Here is a 22349-nt window from a genome sequence, read left to right on the forward strand (position 1 = left end):
CAATTCGCACATGTTGAAAGCCCCTCAAATTCTAGTCAGGAGCATTGCCCTTGCGGCCTGTGCGGCGTCCCTGGCCCTGCTGGCCGGCTGCGGGCAGAAGGGCCCGCTGTTCCTGCCCACCGATCCGGCGGCCCGCGACCGTGCAACGCTGCCCGAGTCGCTCGGCATCTCCCGCAAGCCTGCCCCCGCGACCCGGCAGATGCCCCAGGACGATACACCGGCAGATATGCCGGCCGATGCCGACGCCCCGGCCAAGCCCTGATCGCGGCTGCCGCCGGCGCGGTGTGCGCCGGTTGATGCAGGTCAATGCCGTCTGCGGGTTTGCCCCCTAGAGTGCGGGCATCTTGTCCTTTGGCAAACCCGCCATGCCCATAGAGCTCTACCGCGATAAGCACCACATCTGCCTGATGTTCACCGACCTGATCGAGGAAGACGGTCAGGCCATCCAGGCCAACCAGTTCCTGATCGTGGACCATGGCATGGGCGCCATCATCGACCCGGGCGGCAACCTCGCGTTCAACGAGCTGTTCATGGGCATGTCGCGCCACTTTCCGCCGCAAAAGCTCGCCTACCTGATCGCCTCGCACGCGGACCCGGACATCATCGCCTCGCTGGACCGCTGGATGACTTCCACCCAGGCCCAGCTCGTCATCTCGCGCATCTGGGAGCGCTTCGCACCGCACTTCACCAAAGTGGGCAAGACGGAGAACCGCGTCATCGGCGTGCCCGATGCCGGCGGCCGGCTGCCGCTGGGCAACAGCGAACTGCTGCTGCTGCCGGCCCATTTCCTGCATGCCGAGGGCAATTTCCACTTCTACGACCCCGTCAGCCGCATCCTTTTCACGGGCGACCTGGGCGTGTCGCTCACCACCGGAGCCCAAGCGCAGCGCCCGGTCACCGACCTGATGCCGCATATCGCGCGCATGGAAGGCTTTCACCGGCGCTACATGGTCTCCAACAAGATCCTGCGGCTGTGGGTACAGATGGCGCGCCAGCTGCCGATCGACATGATCGTCCCCCAGCACGGGGCGCCCATCATGGGCCAGCAGGCCATAGCCGACCTGTTCAACTGGCTCGAAGGCCTGCAGTGCGGCATCGACCTGTTCGACCAGCGCGCCTACCAGTTGCCCACCGCCCAGATCGATCCTGCCACGCGCCAGGTGCGGCCGCCGCTGCGGGCCGTGGCCGGCGCCTGAGCGTGCGGCCGGTCAGGCCGGCCTCGCCCGGGCCGGGCGCATCGCCTGCCAGACACGCCACAGCATCAGCAGGCCGAGGATGGCCGCATAGAGCGCCACCTCGGCAAAATTGTTCTTGCCCGCACGCATCCAGAAAAAGTGCAGCAACGCCAGCGGCACGACCACATAGACGGCGCGGTGCAGCCACTGCCAGCGCCTGCCGCCCAGGGCCTTGAGCACGAACTTGGGAGAGGTCGCGGCCAGCACCGTGAGCAGCAGCCAGGTCAGAAAGCCCACGAGGATGAAGGGCCGCTTGGGAATGTCGGCCACGATATCGTCCCACTCCAGCCCCATGTCGAACCAGGCATAGCACAGCAGGTGCAGGCAGGCATAGAAGAACACGTACAGACCGAGCATGCGCCTGAAACGCGCCAGCACCGGCAGGCCGAAGAACTGGCGCAGCGGCGTGACGGCCAGGACGATGCACAGAAAACGCAAGGTCCAGTCCCCGGTTTTGCGCAGCAGCGCTTCCGCAGGGTTCGCGCCCAGCGTATTGGCCACGGCGCCATTGAGCAGCCAGGCAAAAGGCAGCAGGCACAGCACGAACAGCAGCGGCTTGACCCAGGGCCGCAGCAGCTGCTTTTGCAAGAACACGCTCATGATCCTCTCGCGCCGCGACAGCAGCTTTGCGGGATGGGATGCAAGGGAAAGGCCCCCCGCTCGCAACACCGCAGCAATAGCCGCAGCGCTATTGCGAGGACTTGCAACGCCGCAGACTGCCCTTCACCCGGGCGGCCGCAAAGCCACCGTTCCGAAGGGCTGGAGCGTTGCCAACGCGGCTGCGTAGAGATCATGAGCAGTTCTAAGGCCCGCATCAGTAGAACTTCTTCAGATCCATGCCCGCGTAGAGCTGCGCCACCTGGTCGCCATAGCCATTGAACAGCAGCGTCTTGCGCTTTTTGGCGAACAGGCCGTCCTCGCCGATGCGCCGCTCCGTGGCCTGGCTCCAGCGCGGATGCGGCACATCGGGATTCACGTTGGAATAGAAGCCGTACTCGTTGCGAGCAGCCTTGTTCCAGGCCGTTCCAGGCTCCTTGTCGGTCAGGCGTATGGCCACGAGGCTCTTGGCGCTCTTGAAGCCGTATTTCCACGGCACCACCAGCCGCAGCGGCGCGCCGTTCTGGTTGGGCAGCACCTCGCCGTACATGCCGAAGGCCAGCAGCGTGAGGGGATGCATGGCTTCGTCCAGGCGCAGGCCTTCGGTATACGGCCAGTCCAGCACGCGGCTGTCCAGGCCGGGCATCTGCGCCTTGTCGGCCAGGGTGACGAACTCCACGTACTTGGCGCTGCCCAGCGGCTGCACCTTCCTGAGCAGTTCGGAGAGCGAATAGCCTATCCACGGAATCACCATGGACCAGCCCTCCACGCAGCGCAGCCGGTAGATGCGCTCCTCCTGCGGCGCCAGCTTGAGCAGCGCATCGATATCGAGGGTCTGGGGGTGCTGCACCAGCCCTTCGACCTTGACGGTCCAGGGCCGGGGCTTGAGCGTGTGCGCATGGCGGGCCGGGTCGCTCTTGTCCAGGCCGAACTCGTAGTAGTTGTTGTAGCTCGTGGCGTCGGCGTAGCTGGTCGTGCGCTCCATGCTCACGGCGCCCGCCACCTTGCTAGGAACGCCGACCAGGGCCGCCAGCTTGCCGGGCCGCTCGGTGGCCGCCATGGCATTGCGGGCGGCCCAGCCGGCCAGCACGGCACCGGCCGCGCCGCCCGCCATGGCCTGCAGCAGCGCGCGGCGCTGCTGGTATACGGATTGCGGCGTGATCTCGCTGCTCAGACGATGTTGAAAGCCCTGGCTGTGGTCACGTATCAGCATTGCGCAACTCCGTGGATGAGGTGGGGAAGCCCGCCATCATGCCGGCATGGCATGAAACGACGAAGCCGCTGCAGCTTCAGACAGCGGCCGGGCCGGCAAAGTTCCTTGGCAACGCCCGGCAATATGAAAAAAGGAGCTGCCTGCGCTTTCCAATTCATGATATCGAAGGGATTTCACCTCGATATCCATGAAATGGAGGCGCCAGCAGCTCCGTTTTTGGAAGCAACCTGCGTCTTACAGTTCGCCGTAGCTGTGCAGGCCCGAGAGGAACATGTTCACGCCCAGGAAGGCAAAGGTCGTCACCACCAGGCCGGCCAGCGCCCACCAGGCCGACACCGTGCCGCGCAGCCCCTTCATGAGGCGCATGTGCAGCCAGGCCGCGTAGTTGAGCCAGACAATGAGCGCCCAGGTTTCCTTGGGGTCCCAGCTCCAGTAGCCGCCCCAGGCCTCGGCTGCCCACAGCGCGCCCAGCACCGTGGCGATGGTGAAGAAGGCAAAGCCCACGGCAATGGCCTTGTACATCAGGTCGTCCAGCACCTCGAAGGACGGCAGGCGGGTGGCGATGCGCTTGCGGCCCAGCAGAATGCCGGCCACGATCAGCGCCGAGATGCCGAAATACACCATCCAGTAGCTGCTGCCCTTGTCGGCGGCCCCCTGGCGGAACACGATGGGCTCGAAGCACAGCACCACGCCCAGCAGCCACAGCGGCGCGAGCTTGTACCAGCGGGTTTCGCCGGCCTGCTGCTTGATCAGGTAGGCAAAGGCCACCATGGCCGACAGGGCGAAAGTGCCGTAACCGATGAAGTTGGCCGGCACGTGCAGCTTCATCCACCAGCTCTTGAGCGCCGGCACCAGCGGCTGGATCTCGTAGGCCTGGCGCTCCACCGTGTACCACAGCAGAAAGCCCACGGCCGCGCTGACCACCAGCATCACGAAGCCGCCGAGCGCACGCGTCCCGTAGTGCTCCTCGAAGTACAGGTAGAAGATAGCCGTCATCCAGCAAAACAGCACGAACACCTCATAGAGGTTGCTGACGGGAATGTGGCCGATGTCCGGCCCCATCACGTAGCTCTCGTACCAGCGCACCATGGTGCCGATCAGGGCCATGGTGACGGCCAGCCAGACCAGGCGCGATCCCAGCAGCGACATGGTGGAGCTTTCGCCCTTGGCGAACATGCCGATCCAGTAGAACACGGTGCTGATGAAGAACACCACGCTCATCCACAGGATGGCGGACTGGCTGGACAGAAAGTACTTGAGGCCGAACACGGTTTCCGAGCGCGCCAGATCGGCTCCCTCCGGCCCCTGGTACAGGCCGATGGCCAGCAGCGCCATCACGACCACCCCCAGCATCAGCGCGCGCAAGGGGCGCCAGAACCAGCCCAGCCAGATCATGCCGGGGATGGAGGCCAGCAAAATGCCTTTCTCGTACACGTCCATATAGGCCGCGTAGCGCTGCAGCGCATAGCCCAGGCCCACGGCCACCACGACCGCGAACAGCCAGTCCAGCCAGTTGCGGCGCGCGAAATAGCCTTCGTTCAGAGTCAGGGTCGTGTTCGTTCTTGTCGTGACGGTATTCATACCGAACCTCCGGATGTCTTCTTTTCCATGGGCTTGGCCCCGATCAGCTTGTCGGCCAGCATGCCGAACTCGCGGTCGCCGTCCAGGGTCTTGCGGTTGGTGGACAGGGCCATGCTGGCGTGGCAGCCGCCATCGCGCGGCGTCAGCCAGATCCACAGGCGCCGGTCACGCACGTACAGCATGGCGAACACGCCGATGATCAGCAAGGCGCAGCCCAGATACACCACGTTCTTGCCAGGGGCTCGCGCCACCTGGAACACGCTGGCCTGCACCTGCTTGAAGTCCTGCAGCATGAACACCAGCGGTACGGGATAGAACTGGGCATCGCTGAGCGAGAACACCGCCTGGGTCATGAAGGCCTGCGTCTTTTCGCTGGCGTCCAGGGGCTTGTGGCCCGCCTGCTCGCGCACCTGCTGCGCCAGCTCGAACAGCACGCCGTTGAGGATGCGCACCAGCACTTCGCCGGCACGCTCGCGCTCGGCCTCGGGCACGTTGGACTCCATGAAATCCGACAGCGCCTGCAACCCGCCCAGCGGCTTGCCGTTCGGGCCCTTGCGCTGGCCCTCACCCTTGCCCGCGAACAGCTCCAGCGCCTTGAGCGCCGACTGGGTCAGCGGTTCGGCCAGCTCGGGCCGGGAAGCATCCACGGCCTTCTTCACATAGGCGCGCGCGGCCTTCTCGCCCATGGCGGGATCCTGCATGGCGGTGCGCAGGCGCATGAAGGTGTCCAGCGTGCCTTCGGGATCGGCGGGGATGCGCAGATAGCGCATCGGGTCGGCCTGGTTCTCGCGCAGGCCCAGCAGGAAAACGGGCTGGCCGTCGCCCATGTCCACGGGCAGCATGTAATTCTGGAATTCGCGCGCCTGGCCGGCCGCGTCGCGCAGCTTGTAGCTCACGCTGGGGCCGATGTTGCGCAAATCCTTTTTGCCATTGGTCTTGTGGGCCGCCCCCAGCCGGTCCTCGATGGACTGCTTGAGGTTGACCTTGCGCACATCGGCGCCCTGGCTGTTGTTGTCGCCGAAGTTCTCCACGTTGATGGTGCGCAGGCCCGTGAATTCCAGGGTGACCTTGTCCTGGCGGCCATCGGCGCCTTGCTTGGTGAAGACCGTGGAGCTGCCGATCATGCCTTCGACATCGAAGGCCTTTTCCGCGCTGTCCAGCGGCACGGCATGCAGCTTGACGGTGGAGCCGCCGTCGTCGAAGCTGGACTGGTAGATCTCCACGCCCTTGTAGCTGGCCGGATGGTTGACCTCCACGCGCTTTTCCAGCTTCTCGCCGGTCTCGCGGTCGTGGATCACGATGTCGCTGGCAAACAGCTTGGGCATGCCCGTGGAGTAGTACTCCACGATGAATTTCTTGAGCTCCACCGAAAACGGCAGTTCCTGCAGCAGGATGCCGTCGGACTGGCTCAGGATGGCCGTGCCCGACTGCGTGCCTTCGGACACCATGAGGTTGCCCCGGAAGGTGGGGTTGCGCGGCGACAGGCGGTGCTCGGGCGCCACGTCCGAGATCATGCCGCCGCCGGTATACGGCGTCTTGCCGCCCAGCAGCATCTGGGCGCGCACGATCAGGTCGCCGTCGAACAGACCGCCCAGGCAGATCAGGATGATGGCGCAGTGCGCCGCGATATAGCCGAGCTTGTTGACCGCACCGGCCTTGGCAGCCAGCATCCAGCCCGTGCCCGGACCGGCGGCCGTGTCGCGCTGCTGCAGCTTCACCTTCCAGCCGCCCGAGGCCAGTTGCTGGCCCAGGCGCCGGGCCGCCTCTTCCGTGCTGCCCGGCACATCGCCTTCGGCGCGGTGGTGGAAGGCCTTGAGGCTTTGCTCGCGGATGTTTTCCTTGTAGGTGCGGATGTCAGCCAGGTATTTGGGCGCGTGGCGCGCCACGCACAGCGACGTGCTGACCACCAGGAAGGCCAGGATCAGCAGAAACCACCAGGCGCTGTAGACCGCGTTGAGCTTGAGCGCGAGGAACAGCTGGGCCCAGAAGGGCCCGAACTGGTTCACATAATTGGCCAGCGGCTCGTGCTGCTTGAGCACGGTGCCGATCACCGATGCAATGCAGATCACCGTGAGCAGCGAAATCGCAAAACGCATGGACGCCAGCAGCTCCATGGCCGCGCGCACGGACGGTGAGCGGGAGGAGTCGCGTTCGCGGAAAGGGATGTCTGACATGAACGACCGAAAAATGCCCGAATGAAAAAATGCCCCGCGTTCCCCCTGGCGTGTGGCCGCCGCCCGAGAGGCCGCCTTGGCCTTGGGCGGCCCGGCGGCAAAAAAAGGCGGGCCCTCTGCTTGCGCGATGGGCCCGCCTGACTTTGGGATGTTGAAGCCGTGAAAGTTCCCCGGGGTTTACCCCAGGACACTTCTCCAATGAACGAAAGCTTTAACGCAAGCCAGCAATATAGTCTGCCACGGCCTTGATTTCACGGTCGTTGAGCTTGGCAGCAACCTGGGCCATGGGAATGCTATTGGCGCGCGTGCCGTCGCGGAATGCCGCCAGGGTCTTGACGGTGTAGTCCGCATGCTGGCCCGCCAGGCGCGGATACTGGGCGGGTATGCCTGCGCCGTTGGGGCTGTGGCAGCCCGCGCAGGCCGCGATATTGCGGTCCTGGATGCCGCCGCGGTAGATACGTTCACCCAGGGTCACAAGATCTTTGTCTTTGGAAAAGCCATTCTTGGGCTTCTGGGCATGCAGCCAGGCCGAGACATTCTGCATGTCGGCATCGCTGAGCGTGGTGGCCATGCCCTTCATGACCGGATCGTTGCGCTTGCCGTCCTTGAACTCGCGCAGTTGCTTGACCAGGTATTCGGGATGCTGGCCCGCCAGCTTGGGCTGCAGCGGTACCGTGGAATTGCCGTCGGCTGCATGGCAGGCCGCGCAGACAGCACCGTAGCTGGCTTCGCCCTTGGCGAGATCGACCTTGGTGGCTGTGGCCCCGGCGGTGGCGGGCGTTTCCCCGGCCGAAAAAGCGGGGAAGGCAGGTGCTGCGAAAATAGCAGCCGTCAGCAACGAGGCAAGCAACTTCATATCAAGGGGCTAGGTCTATTGTTGAGAGCGCGAATCCGGCCGATTCTACAATGGGCCTCCCTGAAATAGATACCGTCATGACCCATGCTTCCCCGGATACAGCTGCCGGAAAAACACAATCCTTGATCGACAGCAAGCTTGCCATGGGCTGGATGCACACCGCGCGGTTTTTCACCACCGCGGCCCAGCTCCACCAGCTCCCGACCGTCGAGGTTCCCGAAATCGCCTTCGTGGGCCGCTCCAACGCGGGCAAGTCCACCTGCATCAATACGCTGACCCAGCAAAAGCAGCTGGCCTTCGCTTCCAAGAAGCCTGGCCGCACCCAGCACATCAACCTGTTTGCCCTGGGCAAGCAGGGCGTGACCGATGCCGTGCTGGCCGACCTGCCCGGCTATGGCTACGCGGCCGTTTCGCGCTCGGACAAGGAACGCTGGCAGCGCGTGATGCTCAACTACCTGATCAGCCGCGAAAGCCTGACCGCCGTGGTGCTGCTGTGCGACCCCCGCCTGGGCCTGACCGAGCTGGACGAAGCCCTGCTCGAAGCCATCCGCCCGCGCGTGGAGCAAGGACTGAGATTCCTGATCCTGCTGACCAAGGCCGACAAGCTCACGCGCGCCGAACAGGCCAAGGTGCTGTCCATCACCAGGCTCAATGCAGGCGGCGGCGAGGTGCGCATGTTCTCGGCGCTCAAGAAGCAGGGCGTGGATGACGTCGCCCAGCTGCTGTGGCACTGGTGCCATCCCGAAGGCCTGCAGCCCGCCGCCGTCGCCGATGCGACGCCGGCTGCCGAAGAACCTCAGCAAAAATAGCTTCCAGCGCTTGATGTGCAAGCGCTGGAAGCTATGAATAGGAGAGCTTCATGATCAGCGTTTGCACGCATTCCCTGTCCAACGGCATAGAACTGGAGTGCCGCAGCAGCGGCCAGGCAGGCCAGCCGCTGCTGCTGTTCCTGCACGGCTTCCCCGAGGGCGCCTTCATCTGGGACGAACTGCTGGAGCATTTCGGCGGCCGCTACCGCTGCGTGGCACCGAACATGCGTGGCTACGGGCGCTCCAGCCAGCCCGAAGATGTGGGGGACTACCGCGCCAAGCTGCTGGTCGACGACCTGAAGGCGCTCATACAGCTGGAAAGCCCCGGGCAGCCGACCGCCTGCGTGATCGCCCACGACTGGGGCGGTGCCGTGGCCTGGGGGCTGGCCAACCGCCACCCGGAACTGCTGCAGCGGCTGTTCATCCTCAATTCGCCGCATCCCGGCACCTTCTTGCGCGAACTGCAGAGCAATCCCCGGCAGCAGGCAGCCAGCCAGTACATGCACTTCCTGCGCCGTCCCGATGCACCACGGCTGCTGGCCGAAAACGACTGGCAGCGCATGCTGGGCTTTTTCCAGACCCGCCAGGGCGGCATGCCCGCCTGGATGACGCCGCAGCTTCAGGCGCAATACAAACAGCACTGGAGTCTGGGCGTGCACGGCGCCTGCATGTACTACGCGGCCAGCCCGCTGGCCCCGCCCCGCCCTGGCGACAGCGAGGATGCATTGCACGACATCCGCGGACTCACGCTGCCGCCCGAGATGCTGCACATTCCCGTGCCCACGCGCATTCTCTGGGGCGACCAGGATCTGGCACTGCAGCCCGCGCTGCTGGACGGTCTGGAGCAATGGGTGCCCCAACTGCAGGTGGAGCATGTCGGCAATGCCAGCCATTGGCTTGTGCACGAGCAGCCCGAAACCGTCGCCCGGACCTTGCAGGAATTTCTGGCAGAGCCTGCAAAAAAGTGAGCTGGCAGCGCCTGATGCACAAGCGCTTCAGCCAGTTTTCACTCAAATCCTTTATGGGGCATACAGCGAAGGCTCGCCGTCGGGCCGCGTCTTGAAGCGTTTGTGCACCCAGTAGTACTGGGCCGGCATGGTCAGGATGGCGGCCTCCAGCTCGCGGTTCATGCGCGCCGTGTCGGCCACATGGTCGTCGGTAGGGAAGTTCTCCCATGCGGGCGTCAGCTCGGCCACATAGCCATCGGGCGTCATGCGGTTGTAAAGCGCCACCACCTTGGCCTTGCCCAGCCGGGCAAAGCGCGACAGCGACGGGATGGTCGCGGTGTTCTGCACGGCGAAGAAGGGCACGAACACCGAATCGTTCTTGCCATAGTCCATGTCGGGCAGCAGGTACAGCAGGCCGCCCTTGCGCAGGCAGGAAATGATGGGCTTGACGCCGTCGGCACGGTTGAGCATGCGCACATTGCCGAAGCGCTGGCGGCCGGCCATGAACCAGGCATCCAGCGCCGGATCGGGGTTGGTCGCATAGATGGAGGTGAACTCGCGGCTGGTATTGAGCGGCAGCGCCAGTCCGCCCGCATCCATGCTGTAGAAGTGCGGTGCGAACACGATCGTGGCCTCGCCGCCATCGAGCTCATGGACGGCGCCGGTCAGCTTCACGCGGCTTCTGACCAGTTCCTCGGAGCCGAACCACAGCCAGCTGCGGTCCAGAAAGGTCTGGCAGAACACCTCGAAGGTCTCTTTCGCCCAGGCCCTGCGCTGGGTTTCGGGCACCTCCGGAAAGCACAGCTCCAGATTGCGCAGCGCAATCCTGCGCCGCTGGCCCGCCAGCACATAGAGCACGCGGCCCACCCACTTGCCCAGACCGCGCAGCACGGGCAGCGGCAGCCTGGCCAGCACATGCATGCAGCCGATGGCAATCCGGCTGGCGCTCATACGCTCTCCCCCTGGGCCTGCGGTGTCTGCAGGCTTTCCGCACGCGGCTGCTTGTAACGGCCATACCCCCACAGGTATTGCTGCGGGCATTGGCGGATGGTGGCCTCCATGGCCGCGTTGATCTGCTGCACGGCAGACTCCAGCGTTTGAGAAGTGGGCACAGGCAATTCCTCCAAATACAGCGTATAGCCCCGCCCCCAGGGCAAACGCTCACACCGGGCCACGATGACGGCGGCCCCGGTCTGCAGCACCAGGCGCGCCGCGAGCGTCATCGTATAGGCTTCGCGCCCGAAGAACGGGGACCAGATGCCCAGGCCCTGCGGCGGCACCTGGTCGGGCAGCAGCCCCACGGCCGATCCCTGGCGCAGGGCCTTGATCATCTGCCGCACGCCCGACAGCGTGGTCGGCACGGCCTGCACGCCGGGCCGGTTGCGTGCGGTTTCCAGGATCTGGGCCAGCCAGCCCTGGCGGGCCGGCCGGTACAGCACCGTGATGTCGCCATGCTCGGCGGCCCAGCGCCGCGCCGCATCCTGCACCGACATCTCGAAGCAGCCGAGGTGCGGCGTGAGAAACACGATGCCCTTGCCGCGCGCAAAAGCGGCCTTGGCGCATTCCTCGTTGACCATGGTGCACGGCGGCAGCTGCCCCAGCCAGATGCGGGGCATCTCGAACACCATGCGGCCCGCATGCCCGACGGCCGCGCGCACCTGGCCAAAGCGATAGCCGGCCTGGGCGGCATTGGCGGCAAAGCGGCGCCGGTACGTCGGAGACAGGGCAAAAACCAGCCATCCCATGACTGCGCCCAGCGAGTGCAATAGCCACAAAGGCAGCGCAGCAAAGAGTCGAAACAGGGAAGGCATTAGAATTGGGGAGTCGCTGAGTTAAATGAGCAACTTGCAGAGCGACGTTAAATAAGTTCTGCTAAAGCGTTCGCCAGAGCTTCTTGAGCTTGGGCAGCGCCCACTAAAAAGCTGGAACAAGGAGTTTATTCAATGGCGAGCGATTTTCTGTTCACCTCGGAATCGGTATCCGAAGGCCATCCCGACAAGGTGGCGGACCAGATCTCCGATGCGATTCTGGACGCTATTTTCACCCAAGACCCGCATAGCCGCGTGGCTGCAGAGACACTGACCAACACCGGTCTGGTGGTATTGGCGGGCGAGATCACCACCGGTGCCAACGTCGACTACATCCAGGTCGCGCGCGACACCATCAAGCGCATCGGCTACGACAACACCGAATACGGCATCGACTACAAGGGCTGCGCCGTGCTCGTGGCCTACGACAAGCAGAGCCAGGACATCGCCCAGGGCGTGGACAAGGCCAGCGACGACGAACTGAACATCGGCGCCGGCGACCAGGGCCTGATGTTCGGCTATGCCTGCGACGAGACGCCCGAGCTGATGCCCGCGCCCATCTACTACGCCCACCGCCTGGTGGAGCGCCAGGCCCAGCTGCGCAAGGACGGCCGCCTGCCCTTCCTGCGCCCGGACGCCAAGAGCCAGGTGACCATGCGCTATGTGGACGGCAAGCCCCACAGCATCGACACCGTGGTGCTGTCCACCCAGCACAGCCCCGACCAGTCGGAATCGGCCACCAAGATGAAGGCCTCGTTCACCGAAGCCATCATCGAGGAAATCATCAAGCCCGTGCTGCCCAAGGAGTGGCTGCAGGAAACCAAGTACCTGATCAACCCCACCGGCCGCTTCGTGGTCGGCGGCCCCCAGGGCGATTGCGGCCTGACCGGCCGCAAGATCATCGTGGACACCTACGGCGGTGCCTGCCCCCACGGCGGTGGCGCCTTCTCGGGCAAGGATCCGACCAAGGTGGACCGTTCGGCCGCCTACGCCGCGCGCTACGTGGCCAAGAACATCGTGGCCGCCGGCCTGGCCCGCCAGTGCCAGATCCAGGTCAGCTACGCCATCGGCGTGGCCCGCCCCATGAACATCACGGTCTACACCGAAGGCACGGGCGTGATCCCCGACCACGAGATCGCCAAGCTGGTGGCTGCGCACTTCGACCTGCGTCCGCGCGGCATCATCGAGATGCTGGACCTGCGCCGCCCGATCTACAGCAAGACCGCCGCCTACGGCCATTTCGGCCGCGAAGAGCCCGAGTTCACCTGGGAACGCACGGACAAGGCAGCAGCGCTGCGTGCAGCTGCCGGCCTGCGGGCCTGACGCACAAGCGCCTCCATCAGCAAAGCCGCCCGGCCACCGCCGGGCGGCTTTTTTCATGCCCTGCCTGTTGGGCACAGGCCTATGGAACGTGCGGCAAGCAAGGGTTATCCCTTAAGCAAAATCCCATGGCTTGTCAATTCCTTGCAGGCTTACCTTCATACACTGCGCGAATGGGCAGGGCATGCCCGAGGCAGGCCCGGAAAGCAGCCTGCACAGGTCCGGGCGAAGCCGCAATCGCCTTGGCTCCGGCCCGCACCTGTGCACGCCGCTTGCCGTTGACGCCCATTCCAAGTGAAGTCGTCAAACCAAGGAACTCACATGCAGCAACAAGAGAAAAGCTGGTCGAGTCACGCAGGCTGGATTGCGCTGGCCATCGCGGGCGCCGGCTGCCTGGGCGTGGTCGCCCTGCGGCGGGGCGAAGCCATCAACGCCATCTGGCTGGTGGCCGCGGCCGTCAGCATCTATCTCGTGGCCTACCGCTACTACAGCCTGTTCATCGCCACCAAGGTGATGGGCCTGGACCCCCACCGCGCCACGCCCGCGGTGCTCCACAACGACGGCCTGGACTATGTGCCCACCAACAAGCACATCCTGTTCGGCCACCACTTTGCCGCCATTGCCGGCGCCGGCCCGCTGGTAGGGCCTGTGCTGGCCGCGCAAATGGGCTACCTGCCCGGCACGCTGTGGCTGATTGCCGGCGTGGTGCTGGCCGGCGCGGTGCAGGACTTCATGGTGCTGTTCATCTCCACGCGCCGCAACGGCCGCTCGCTGGGCGAGCTGGTGCGCGAGGAAATGGGCCAGGTGCCCGGCACCATCGCCCTCTTCGGCGCCTACATGATCATGATCATCATCCTGGCCGTGCTGGCGCTGATCGTGGTCAAGGCCCTGGCCGAGAGCCCCTGGGGCATGTTCACCGTGATGGCGACGATTCCGATCGCGCTGTTCATGGGCGTGTACATGCGCTACATCCGCCCGGGCCGCATCGGCGAAATCTCCATCGTCAGCCTGGTCCTGCTGCTGCTGTCCATCTGGGCCGGCGGCAAGGTGGCGGCCAGCCCCGAATGGGCCCCGGTCTTCACCTTCACCGGCATCCAGATCACGTGGATGCTGATCGGCTACGGCGCCGTTGCCTCGCTGCTGCCCGTGTGGCTGCTGCTGGCGCCGCGCGACTATCTATCAACCTTTCTCAAGATCGGCACCATCGTCGGCCTGGCCCTGGGCATTCTGTTCGTGGCGCCGCAGTTCAAGATGCCTGCGCTCACGCAGTTCGTCGACGGCACGGGTCCGGTCTGGAAGGGCAGCATGTTCCCCTTCCTGTTCATCACCATCGCCTGCGGCGCGGTATCGGGCTTCCATGCGCTGATCTCCTCGGGCACCACGCCCAAGCTGCTGGACAACGAGGTCAACGCCCGCTACATCGGCTACGGCGGCATGCTGATGGAATCCTTCGTGGCCATCATGGCCATGGTCGCGGCCTGCGTGATCGAGCCCGGCGTCTATTTCGCGATGAACAGCCCCGCGGCCCTGGTGGGCAGCGATGCGCAAAGCGTGGCCGCGGCCGTGAGCCAGTGGGGCTTCCACATCACGCCCGAGCAGCTCAACCAGGTCGCCAAGGACGTGGGTGAGCACACCATCCTCGCGCGCGCCGGCGGCGCGCCCACGCTGGCCGTGGGCATTGCCTTCATCCTGCATCAGGTGCTGCCGGGCGAGGACACCATGGCCTTCTGGTACCACTTCGCCATCCTGTTCGAGGCGCTGTTCATCCTGACGGCCGTGGATGCCGGCACGCGCGCAGGCCGCTTCATGCTGCAGGACCTGCTGGGCAACTTCGTGCCCGCGCTCAAGAAGACCGACTCCTGGGGCGCCAACATCGTCGGCACCGGCGGCTGCGTGGCCATGTGGGGCTGGCTGTTGTACCAGGGCGTGGTCGACCCGCTGGGCGGCGTGAACACGCTGTGGCCGCTGTTCGGCATCTCCAACCAGATGCTGGCCGCGCTGGCACTGATGCTGGGTACCGTGGTGCTGGTCAAGATGAAGCGCGGCCGGTACGCCTGGGTCACGGCCCTGCCCGCGGCCTGGCTGGTGCTGTGCACCTCGGCCGCCAGCCTGATCAAGCTGTTCGACGCCAATCCCGCCGTGGGCTTCACCAGCCTGGGCAGGAAGTACAGCGAGGCCGTCGCCTCGGGCCAGCTGCTGGCACCCGCCAAGAGCATGGAGCAGATGAAGGCCATCGCCTTCAACGCCTATACCAATGCCACGCTCACAGCCATCTTTTTGCTGGTGGTGCTCAGCGTCCTGGTCTACTCTGTCAGGGTCTGCCTGCAGGCGCGCAAGCACAGCGGCCGCACCGACAGGGAAACGCCATTCCAGCCCATGCCGGCATCGGCGGGCAGCGCCTGAAACGCCAGGAGATGAGCATGTTCAATCTGCAACAGCTGAAGCAAGCCGGAAGCTATCTGGGCCAGGCCGCCCGCATGATGGTGGGCATGCCCGACTACGGCACTTATGTGCGTCATATGGAGCAGACCCATCCGGGCCAGCCCTACATGAGCTATGAGGAGTTCTTCAAGGAGCGCATCAATGCACGTTACGGCGGCGGCTCCGGCCGCCCGGTGCGCTGCTGCTGATCCCCCGGGTCTCCACTGAAAAAGCATGCCTCGCGCATGCTTTTTTTATTGCCTGCGTCCTCCCTGCGCTCCAAATGACGCCTGCCATTTCATCCTCCGCCATCCGGGATGCTTCATTTTTCAGCCCGCCTGCCGATAGAACCGAAGCCACCATTTCGAGCAAAGGTGCGCCCAGCCGACCAACCTTGAACCCGGGAGCCAGAAGCAATGGAGGCGTTGAGGGATTTCTTCATCGATACGACGGCCCATGCCTCGTATCTGCATGGGTCGCATGACCCCGGCCTGGTGCTGCTGTCCGTCTTCGTATCCATGTTCTCCGCCACGATGGCCCTGCAGACCGCACAGACGGCTCGCCGGACCGAAAGCGCGCTCTACCGGCATATCGCCCTCGGCACCGGAGCCCTGGCCCTGGGCGGCGGCATCTGGACCATGCACTTCATCGGCATGCTGGCCTACGAGCTGCCCACGGGCGTGCATTACGCGACGGGGCTGACGCTGCTGTCTCTGCTGCCGGCCTGTATCGCCTCCTGGTGCGCATTGCGCATACTGGCCCAGCGCCATGTCAGCAGACCCCAGCTGCTGGCCAGCGGCACGCTGGTGGGCGCCGGCATCGGCACCATGCACTACAGCGGCATGGCGGCCATGCAGACCTCGCTGCAAATGCGCTACGACCCATTCACCTTCGCGCTTTCCATCGTGGTTGCCGTGGTCCTGGCCACGCTGGCCCTCTGGGTGCGCTACGGCCTGCGGCAGACCCGCCTCAGTGCCCACCAGCGCTTCTATGCCGCAGGAAGCACGATGGGGCTGGCCATTGCCGGCATGCACTACACAGGCATGGCGGCCGTGCGTTTTTCCGGCTTTCCCGGCCCCGCCGAGCCAGGGCTGCTGCTCAATACCACTTATGCATCGCTGGGGCTTTCGTCCTTCACCATCACGGTGGCCGTGATGGTGGCTGCGCTCAACGGGCTGATCCGCACGCGCGAGCTCTACCGCCAGGTGGACGACAGCCGCTCGCGCCTGCGCGCCATTCTCGACACGGCCGTCGACGGCATCATCACCATCGACAGCCGCGGCCTGATCAAGAGCTTCAACCATTCGGCGGAGCGGCTTTTCGGCTGGAGCGCAGCCGAGGTGACGGGCAAGAACATCAAGATGCTGATGCCCGAGCCCGATCAATCGAAGCACGACAGCTATCTGCGCAACTACCGCACCACGGGCGACCCCAAGATCATCGGCACCGGCCGCGAAGTCATGGGGCTGCGCAAGAACGGCAGCCTGCTGCCCATGCGCCTGGCCGTGGGCCGCGTCGAGCTGCCGGGCGAGCTGCTGTTCGTGGGCTTCGTGACGGACATCAGCGACCGCCATGCCCTGGAAGCCTCGCTGCGCGAGGCAGCCGAACGCGCCGAACAGGCCACCGCGACCAAGAGCAGCTTCCTTGCAAACATGAGCCATGAAATCCGCACGCCGATGAATTCCATCATCGGCTTCACGGAGCTGCTGCTCAGGGACGACCTGACGCCCGCCCAGCGCAGCCATCTCAACACCATCCGCCAGTCCTCGCGCTCACTGCTGCGGCTGATCAACGACATCCTCGACACCACCAAGATGGAGAAAGGGCGCCTCGAACTGGAGCAGACCACGTTCTCGCTCAAGGGCCTGGCCATGCAGATCGAGTCCTCGCTGCGGCTGGGCGCCCAGGCCAAGCATCTGGTGCTGGCAACGCACTACCCGGCCGGCATGCCCGAGCATTACCTGGGCGATCCGCTGCGGCTGCTGCAGATACTGACCAACCTCGTGGGCAATGCCATCAAGTTCACCGAAAGCGGCACCGTGGACGTGGTCTTCTCGCGGGAGCAGGACATGGTCCACGTCCAGGTGCGCGACAGCGGCATCGGCATGACGCCCCAGCAGATCGAAGCCATCTTCACCCCCTTCACCCAGGCCGATGCATCCATCAGCCGGCGCTTTGGCGGCACCGGCCTGGGAACATCGATCGCGCGCCAGCTGGCCGAACTCATGGGCGGCCGCATCGAGGTCGAGAGCCTGTTCGGCCAGGGCAGCACCTTTCATGTCTGGCTGCCTCTGCCGGTGGCCCAGGGACCTGCTGCTGCGCCCCCCGAAGCTGCGCAGGTACAGTTGCCGGCCTTGCACGTACTCATTGCCGACGACATTCCGCAGAATCTGGAGCTGCTGTCGCTGACGCTGGAAAATGCCGGCCACCGGGTGGCCATGGCCTGCGACGGCGCCGAAGCCGTGGAGAAATTCAAGGCCGGGCCTTTCGACATCGTGCTCATGGACGTGCACATGCCGGGCACCGACGGCCTGCAGGCCACCCGCCTGCTGCGCCAGCACGAGCGGGCCACGGGGCGCACGCGCACACCCGTGATTGCCTTGACCGCCAGCGTCATGGCCGACGACCGTCGCGCTGCGCTGCAGGCCGGCATGGACGGTTTTGCGATCAAGCCGCTGGACGTGCCGCGCCTGTTCGCGGAGATGGCCCAGGTGCTGGATATCCCGCAGAACGCAGCGCTGCATACGCCGCAGGCGGCCATCGGCCCGGCCCTGGCGCCGGCATCGGTCATCGACTGGGGCCGCGGCGCCCTGCTCTGGGGCAGCGAGGCCCGGCTGGCGCGGGCCATCGAACAGTTCCTCGATGCCGCGCTGGAAAAATATCCGCTGCCGGCAGCAGCCGCCGTCGAGATCGACTGGGAGCAAACCGTCTTCAGCCTGCACGGGCTCAAGGGCGCCACAGGCAATCTCGCGCTTGCCGACATTGCACAGCTGGCCGGCCAGCTGGAAACACTGGCGCGCGAAAAGCAGCGCACAGCCGTGCTGGCGCAGATGCCGCAGCTGCTTGCCAAGCTGCAGCTGGCACGCCAGGCAGTGTCCCAGCGCCACGGCAATGCAGCCACCACCGCCGAAGCTGCACAGGCCTTGCCACGGGCCGAGGACCTGCTGCCCGCCATGCAGTCGCTGCTGTCCATGCTGGCCCGCAGCGAACTCGACGACACGCTGCTCGACCAGGTCTGCACCGGGCTGGAGATGCAGCAACGGCGCAGCCAGGCCCAAAGCCTGCGCGCGGCCGTGGAGGCCTTCGAATTCCGCCAGGCCCATGCCCTGCTGCAGCAGCTGCTCGGTGAACGCAGCCTCAGCGTTGCCCCCTGAAAGCCCGCCATGCCCCACCTGTCCGAACCCCGGCCCACACTGCTGCTGGTCGATGACGAGCCCACCAATCTGCAGGTTCTGCGCCATACCCTGCAACAGCACTACCGCCTGCTGTTTGCCAAGAGCGGCCAGTCCGCGCTGGAGCTGGCGCATACCGAGCGCCCCGACCTGATCCTGCTGGACATCATGATGCCCGGCCTGTCCGGCTACGAAGTCTGCAAGGCCCTGAAGCAGAGCCCGCAGACCAGCGCCATACCGGTGATCTTCGTGACCGCCCTGACCGAGGCGGCCAACGAGCAGCAGGGACTGGAGCTGGGCGCGGTCGACTACATCACCAAGCCCTTCAATCCCCACATCGTCCAGGCGCGCGTGCGCACCCATCTGTCGCTGGTGCATGCGCAGGAATTGCAGGAGACACGCCTGCAGATCGTGCAATGCCTGGGCACGGCCGCCGAATACAAGGACAACGAAACCGGCCTGCATGTGATCCGCATGAGCCATTTCGCCAGAACGCTGGCACTGGCCGCCGGCTACAGCGAGCGCGCCGCCAACGAGCTGCTGCATGCCGCGCCCATGCACGATGTGGGCAAGATCGGCATTCCCGATGCCATCCTGCGCAAGCCGGGCAAGCTCACTGCGCAGGAGTGGGACGTCATGCGCCAGCACACGGTCATCGGTGCGCGCATCATCGGCCACCATCCGTCGGGCCTGCTGCGCCTGGCGGCCACCATCGCGCTCCACCACCATGAAAAATGGGACGGCAGCGGCTACCCCCACGGCCTGGCCGGCGAGGCCATTCCCCATGCGGCTCGCATCGTGGCGCTGGCCGATGTCTTCGATGCGCTGACCAGCGTGCGCCCCTACAAGCCGGCCTGGTCCGTGGAACAGGCACTGGAGCTGATCCGCAGTGAAAGCGGGGGGCATTTCGACCCAGAACTGGCAGCGCTGTTTCTCGATTGCATGCCCGAGATCCGGCAGATCCGGGAAAGATGGGCCGATGCGGCGCAGCCCCAGGAGCTGTTCGCTGCGGCGTAGGTCCGTGCTGCGGCGCTACAGCCCGCGCGTGCTCAGCGCCAGCTCCTGGCGGAACGCCGGGCGCACGCGATAGAGCTGGGCCGGCCGGTGGGCCCCGCCGCCCTGCAGGGCTCCGGGCACGGGCTCCAGCAGCTGCATCTCGTCCATCTTGCGCCGGAAGCTCACCTTGTTGAGCGACTCGCCCAGAATGCTCTCGTACACCTGCTGCAGCTGCGGCAAGGTGAATGCGTCGCCGCAGAAGTGCACCGGCAGCGAGGAATACTGGCTCTTGCTGCGCACGCGCGCCAGCGCCGCCTGCAGGATCTGGGCATGGTCGAAAGGCAGCTGGCCCACGGCATGCACGGGCACGACCTTGAGGTCCGCGCGCTGCGTGGGCAGGCTCTCCAGCGGGATCAGCGCGCAATAGGCAATGGCCACCGACCAGCCGCGCGGGTCGCGTGCCGGCCCTGTGAACGTGGCCAGCTGCTCCAGATAGGCGCCCTCCATGCCGGCCTTGGTCCTGAGCACGCGTGCGGCGCTGGCCTTGGCATCGGCATCCTCGTCGGCATGGATGTAGCCGCCGGGCAGCGCCCAGACGCCGGCAAACGGCGCGCGGGCGCGCTGCACCAGCACCACGTTCAGCTCGCGCTCCACCAGGGTCAGCACGACCACATCCACGCTGACCAGCACATGGGCATGCTTGTCTTCAGTTTGGATCATTTTTTTACCAAGACCAATCATTGGACTGCAGTATGCCATCAGCAAATTAACAATTGCTTTCCCGCTCTGCAGACAATTTCAAAATTAGTTAGTTGCAGAATTAATTTAACAAGCGTAGACTGCAAGGCATCCAAGGAGCGCAGCATGAGCCACAGCACCCAGTTACTCATCATCGACCCCCAGAACGACTTCTGCGACCTGCCCCGCAGCTGGTGGCCTGTCTCGCCGCTGACGGGAGAGGCGGTTGCCCCCAGCTTGCCCGTGGCCGGCGCCCATGCCGACATGCAACGCCTCGCGCACTGGATTGACCGGCAAGGCAGTGCGCTCGGCCAGATCACGGTGACGCTGGACTCCCACCAGGCCTACGACATCGCCCATCCGGCTTTCTGGCAGCAGCGCGGCGGCGAGCCGGTAGCGCCCTTCACCGCCATCACCGCCGCCCAGGTGCGCGCCGGCGACTTTCTCCCCCGGGATGCCGCCGTCCTGCCGCGCACACTGGCCTATCTGGATGCGCTCGAGGCCCAGGGCAGCTACACCCTCATGGTGTGGCCCCTGCACTGCGAGATCGGCAGCTGGGGCCATGGCGTGCACGCCGACATCCTGGCGGCCTGCCGCCGGTGGCAGCAGACCCGGCAGCGCGCCGTGCACCATGTGTTCAAGGGCATGAATCCCTGGACCGAGCACTACAGCGCCATCCGCGCCGAAGTGCCCGACCCGCAGGACGCCGAAACCGGCCTCAACACCGCGCTGCTGCAGCGCTTGCGCGAAAGCGGCACGCTGGTGATCGCCGGCGAGGCCAGCAGCCACTGCGTGCGCGCCACCACGCAGCACATCGTGGACCAATGGGGCAGCCAGGACCACGGGCGCATCGTGCTGCTGACGGATTGCATGAGCCCCGTGGGCGGCTTCGAGCAGGCCCATGCCGGCTTCCTGCAGCAGATGCGCGCGCTCGGTGTACGCTGCGAGACCAGCGCCAGCTTTTCCCTCTAAGCCCCAAAGGCCTCGAACGCTTGTCCGTCAAGCGCTCGCAGCTCACATTTTCAAGAAAAACCGGCATGACACCCATCATCACCAGCCTGCTGGACACGGACCTCTACAAATTCACCATGTGGCAGGCCATGCTGCACCGCCACCCGCAGACCGAGGCCGAATACGAATTCGTCTGCCGCACGCCCACGGCCTTTCCGCTGGCCGAGCTGCTGCCCGAGGTGGAGCGCGAACTCGACGCGCTGTGCGCTCTGCGCTTCGCGCCCGACGAGCTGGCCTATATCGGCAGCCTGCGCTTCATGAAGAGCGACTTCATCGACTTCCTGCGCATCTTCCAGTTCCAGCGCGCCTTCATCCGCGCCTGGGCCGAGGGCGACACCCTGCACATCGTGGCGCGCGGCCCGCAGGTGCATGTGATGGGCTTCGAGATCTATGTGCTGGCCATCGTCAACGAGCTGTACTTCCGCCGCTTCGATGCCGAGGCCGCCCTGGCGGAAGGCCGCAGGCGCCTGGCCAGCAAGATCGGGCAGCTCAAGCACCTGGCCGTGGAAGCCAGGCTGCGCAACCCCTTCGAGCTGTTCGACTTCGGCGTGCGCCGCCGCTATTCGGGCGCCTGGCAGCGCGAGGTGGTGCAGGCATTCGCCCAGGAGACCTCGCAGTGGTTCAAGGGCACTTCGAACGTGCTGCTGGCGCGCGACCTGAACCTGGTGCCCATCGGCACCATGGCCCATGAATACCTGCAAAGCTACCAGGCCCTGGGCGTGCGGCTGCGCGACTTCCAGACCGCCGCGCTGGAGGACTGGGTGCAGGAATACCGCGGCGACCTGGGCATCGCGCTGACCGACACCGTGGGCATGGATGCCTTCCTAGCCGACTTCGACATGTATTTCGCCAAGCTGTTCGACGGCCTGCGCCACGACTCGGGCGATCCGTTCGCATGGGGCGAAAAGGCCCTGGCCCACTACGCCCGGCTGCGCATCGATCCGCAGAACAAGCGCCTGGTGTTCTCGGACGGGCTGGACCTGGACATGGCGCTGGCCCTGTACCACCGCTTTGCCGACCGCATCCAGTGCGGCTTCGGCATAGGCACGCGACTGACCAACGACATGGGCCTGACCACCATCAACATCGTGATGAAGCTCACCCGCGCCAACGGCCAGCCCGTGGCCAAGATATCCGACTCGCCGGGCAAGACGCTGTGCAACGACGAGACCTATCTGGCCTATCTGCGCCAGGTCTTCGGCATTCCCGATCCCGTCGCCCAGGCCTGCGGCACCGCCATCCACCGCTAAC

The 22349-nt window shown here is 65.4% G+C and carries 19 protein-coding genes; 11 read left to right on the forward strand and 8 right to left on the reverse strand.

Features of this window, described 5'->3' with window-relative positions; genetic code table 11:
- Window positions 1–10 precede the first annotated feature (10 nt).
- Together lptM and Cte04_RS06050 are read left to right on the forward strand one after the other, a co-directional pair.
- Entirely contained in the window at window positions 11–262 is a 252-nt protein-coding gene (lptM, locus tag Cte04_RS06045) for an LPS translocon maturation chaperone LptM (RefSeq protein WP_066473631.1), read from the forward strand.
- A gap of 103 nt (window positions 263–365) precedes the next feature.
- Window positions 366–1196 (forward strand): oxygen-binding di-iron domain-containing protein, encoded by an 831-nt coding sequence (locus Cte04_RS06050; RefSeq protein WP_066473633.1) that lies wholly within the window; start codon window positions 366–368, stop codon window positions 1194–1196.
- A 12-nt stretch (window positions 1197–1208) separates the two neighbouring features.
- Here the strand turns inward: Cte04_RS06050 and msrQ are convergent, their stop codons facing one another.
- From msrQ to Cte04_RS06075, 5 genes are all read right to left on the reverse strand, one after another.
- Window positions 1209–1823, reverse strand: a complete 615-nt coding sequence (msrQ, locus tag Cte04_RS06055; protein ID WP_066474060.1) for a protein-methionine-sulfoxide reductase heme-binding subunit MsrQ — start codon at window positions 1821–1823, stop codon at window positions 1209–1211.
- A 226-nt stretch (window positions 1824–2049) separates the two neighbouring features.
- Complete coding sequence (gene msrP, locus Cte04_RS06060) at window positions 2050–3045, reverse strand: protein-methionine-sulfoxide reductase catalytic subunit MsrP (protein ID WP_066473637.1); 996 nt, start codon at window positions 3043–3045, stop codon at window positions 2050–2052.
- Window positions 3046–3279: 234 nt separating this feature from the next.
- Window positions 3280–4626 carry a c-type cytochrome biogenesis protein CcsB gene (gene ccsB / locus Cte04_RS06065; protein WP_066473640.1) on the reverse strand — a complete coding sequence of 449 codons (1347 nt, stop codon included), beginning with the start codon at window positions 4624–4626 and terminating at the stop codon, window positions 3280–3282.
- Window positions 4623–6800, reverse strand: coding sequence for a cytochrome c biogenesis protein ResB (locus Cte04_RS06070; protein WP_066473644.1), 2178 nt, complete (start codon window positions 6798–6800; stop codon window positions 4623–4625). The genes ccsB and Cte04_RS06070 overlap by 4 nt, the downstream gene beginning before the upstream one ends.
- Before the next feature lie 211 nt (window positions 6801–7011).
- Complete coding sequence (locus Cte04_RS06075) at window positions 7012–7656, reverse strand: c-type cytochrome (protein WP_066473647.1); 645 nt, start codon at window positions 7654–7656, stop codon at window positions 7012–7014.
- Window positions 7657–7778: 122 nt separating this feature from the next.
- On the opposite strand from Cte04_RS06075, the gene yihA reads away from it, so the two are divergent.
- Both yihA and Cte04_RS06085 read left to right on the forward strand, forming a co-directional pair.
- On the forward strand, window positions 7779–8465 hold the full coding sequence (yihA, locus tag Cte04_RS06080; protein WP_174522896.1) for a ribosome biogenesis GTP-binding protein YihA/YsxC: 687 nt from the start codon (window positions 7779–7781) through the stop codon (window positions 8463–8465).
- A gap of 50 nt (window positions 8466–8515) precedes the next feature.
- On the forward strand, window positions 8516–9433 hold the full coding sequence (locus tag Cte04_RS06085) for an alpha/beta fold hydrolase (RefSeq protein ID WP_066473653.1): 918 nt from the start codon (window positions 8516–8518) through the stop codon (window positions 9431–9433).
- A gap of 51 nt (window positions 9434–9484) precedes the next feature.
- Here the strand turns inward: Cte04_RS06085 and Cte04_RS06090 are convergent, their stop codons facing one another.
- Together Cte04_RS06090 and Cte04_RS06095 are read right to left on the reverse strand one after the other, a co-directional pair.
- Window positions 9485–10363, reverse strand: a complete 879-nt coding sequence (locus tag Cte04_RS06090; RefSeq protein ID WP_066473656.1) for a lysophospholipid acyltransferase family protein — start codon at window positions 10361–10363, stop codon at window positions 9485–9487.
- Entirely contained in the window at window positions 10360–11223 is an 864-nt protein-coding gene (locus tag Cte04_RS06095) for a lysophospholipid acyltransferase family protein (protein ID WP_083526521.1), read from the reverse strand. The genes Cte04_RS06090 and Cte04_RS06095 overlap by 4 nt, the downstream gene beginning before the upstream one ends.
- Window positions 11224–11355: 132 nt before the next feature.
- Here Cte04_RS06095 and metK point away from each other — a divergent pair, with 132 nt between their 5' ends.
- From metK to Cte04_RS06120, 5 genes are all read left to right on the forward strand, one after another.
- The gene (gene metK, locus Cte04_RS06100) at window positions 11356–12543 is read left to right on the forward strand and encodes a methionine adenosyltransferase (RefSeq protein WP_066473669.1); all 1188 of its coding nucleotides are present in this window, start codon (window positions 11356–11358) and stop codon (window positions 12541–12543) included.
- A 318-nt stretch (window positions 12544–12861) separates the two neighbouring features.
- On the forward strand, window positions 12862–14943 hold the full coding sequence (locus tag Cte04_RS06105; protein WP_066473672.1) for a carbon starvation CstA family protein: 2082 nt from the start codon (window positions 12862–12864) through the stop codon (window positions 14941–14943).
- 17 nt (window positions 14944–14960) lie between these two features.
- Window positions 14961–15170: a YbdD/YjiX family protein gene (locus Cte04_RS06110; RefSeq protein ID WP_066474063.1), complete on the forward strand. Its 210-nt coding sequence runs from the start codon at window positions 14961–14963 to the stop codon at window positions 15168–15170.
- A gap of 207 nt (window positions 15171–15377) precedes the next feature.
- The gene (locus Cte04_RS06115) at window positions 15378–18335 is read left to right on the forward strand and encodes an MHYT domain-containing protein (RefSeq protein ID WP_083526522.1); all 2958 of its coding nucleotides are present in this window, start codon (window positions 15378–15380) and stop codon (window positions 18333–18335) included.
- Window positions 18336–18344: 9 nt separating this feature from the next.
- Window positions 18345–19370 carry a response regulator gene (locus tag Cte04_RS06120; protein WP_066473682.1) on the forward strand — a complete coding sequence of 342 codons (1026 nt, stop codon included), beginning with the start codon at window positions 18345–18347 and terminating at the stop codon, window positions 19368–19370.
- A 15-nt stretch (window positions 19371–19385) separates the two neighbouring features.
- Here the strand turns inward: Cte04_RS06120 and Cte04_RS06125 are convergent, their stop codons facing one another.
- The gene (locus Cte04_RS06125; protein ID WP_066473685.1) at window positions 19386–20069 is read right to left on the reverse strand and encodes an NUDIX hydrolase; all 684 of its coding nucleotides are present in this window, start codon (window positions 20067–20069) and stop codon (window positions 19386–19388) included.
- Between the two features lie 144 nt (window positions 20070–20213).
- On the opposite strand from Cte04_RS06125, the gene Cte04_RS06130 reads away from it, so the two are divergent.
- Window positions 20214–21059, forward strand: a complete 846-nt coding sequence (locus Cte04_RS06130; protein WP_066473688.1) for a cysteine hydrolase family protein — start codon at window positions 20214–20216, stop codon at window positions 21057–21059.
- 65 nt (window positions 21060–21124) lie between these two features.
- Complete coding sequence (gene pncB, locus Cte04_RS06135; RefSeq protein WP_066473690.1) at window positions 21125–22348, forward strand: nicotinate phosphoribosyltransferase; 1224 nt, start codon at window positions 21125–21127, stop codon at window positions 22346–22348.
- Window position 22349: the final 1 nt, after the last annotated feature.

It is taken from the genome of Comamonas terrae (genome assembly GCF_001544075.1).
GTDB classification, from domain to species: domain Bacteria; phylum Pseudomonadota; class Gammaproteobacteria; order Burkholderiales; family Burkholderiaceae_C; genus Comamonas; species Comamonas terrae.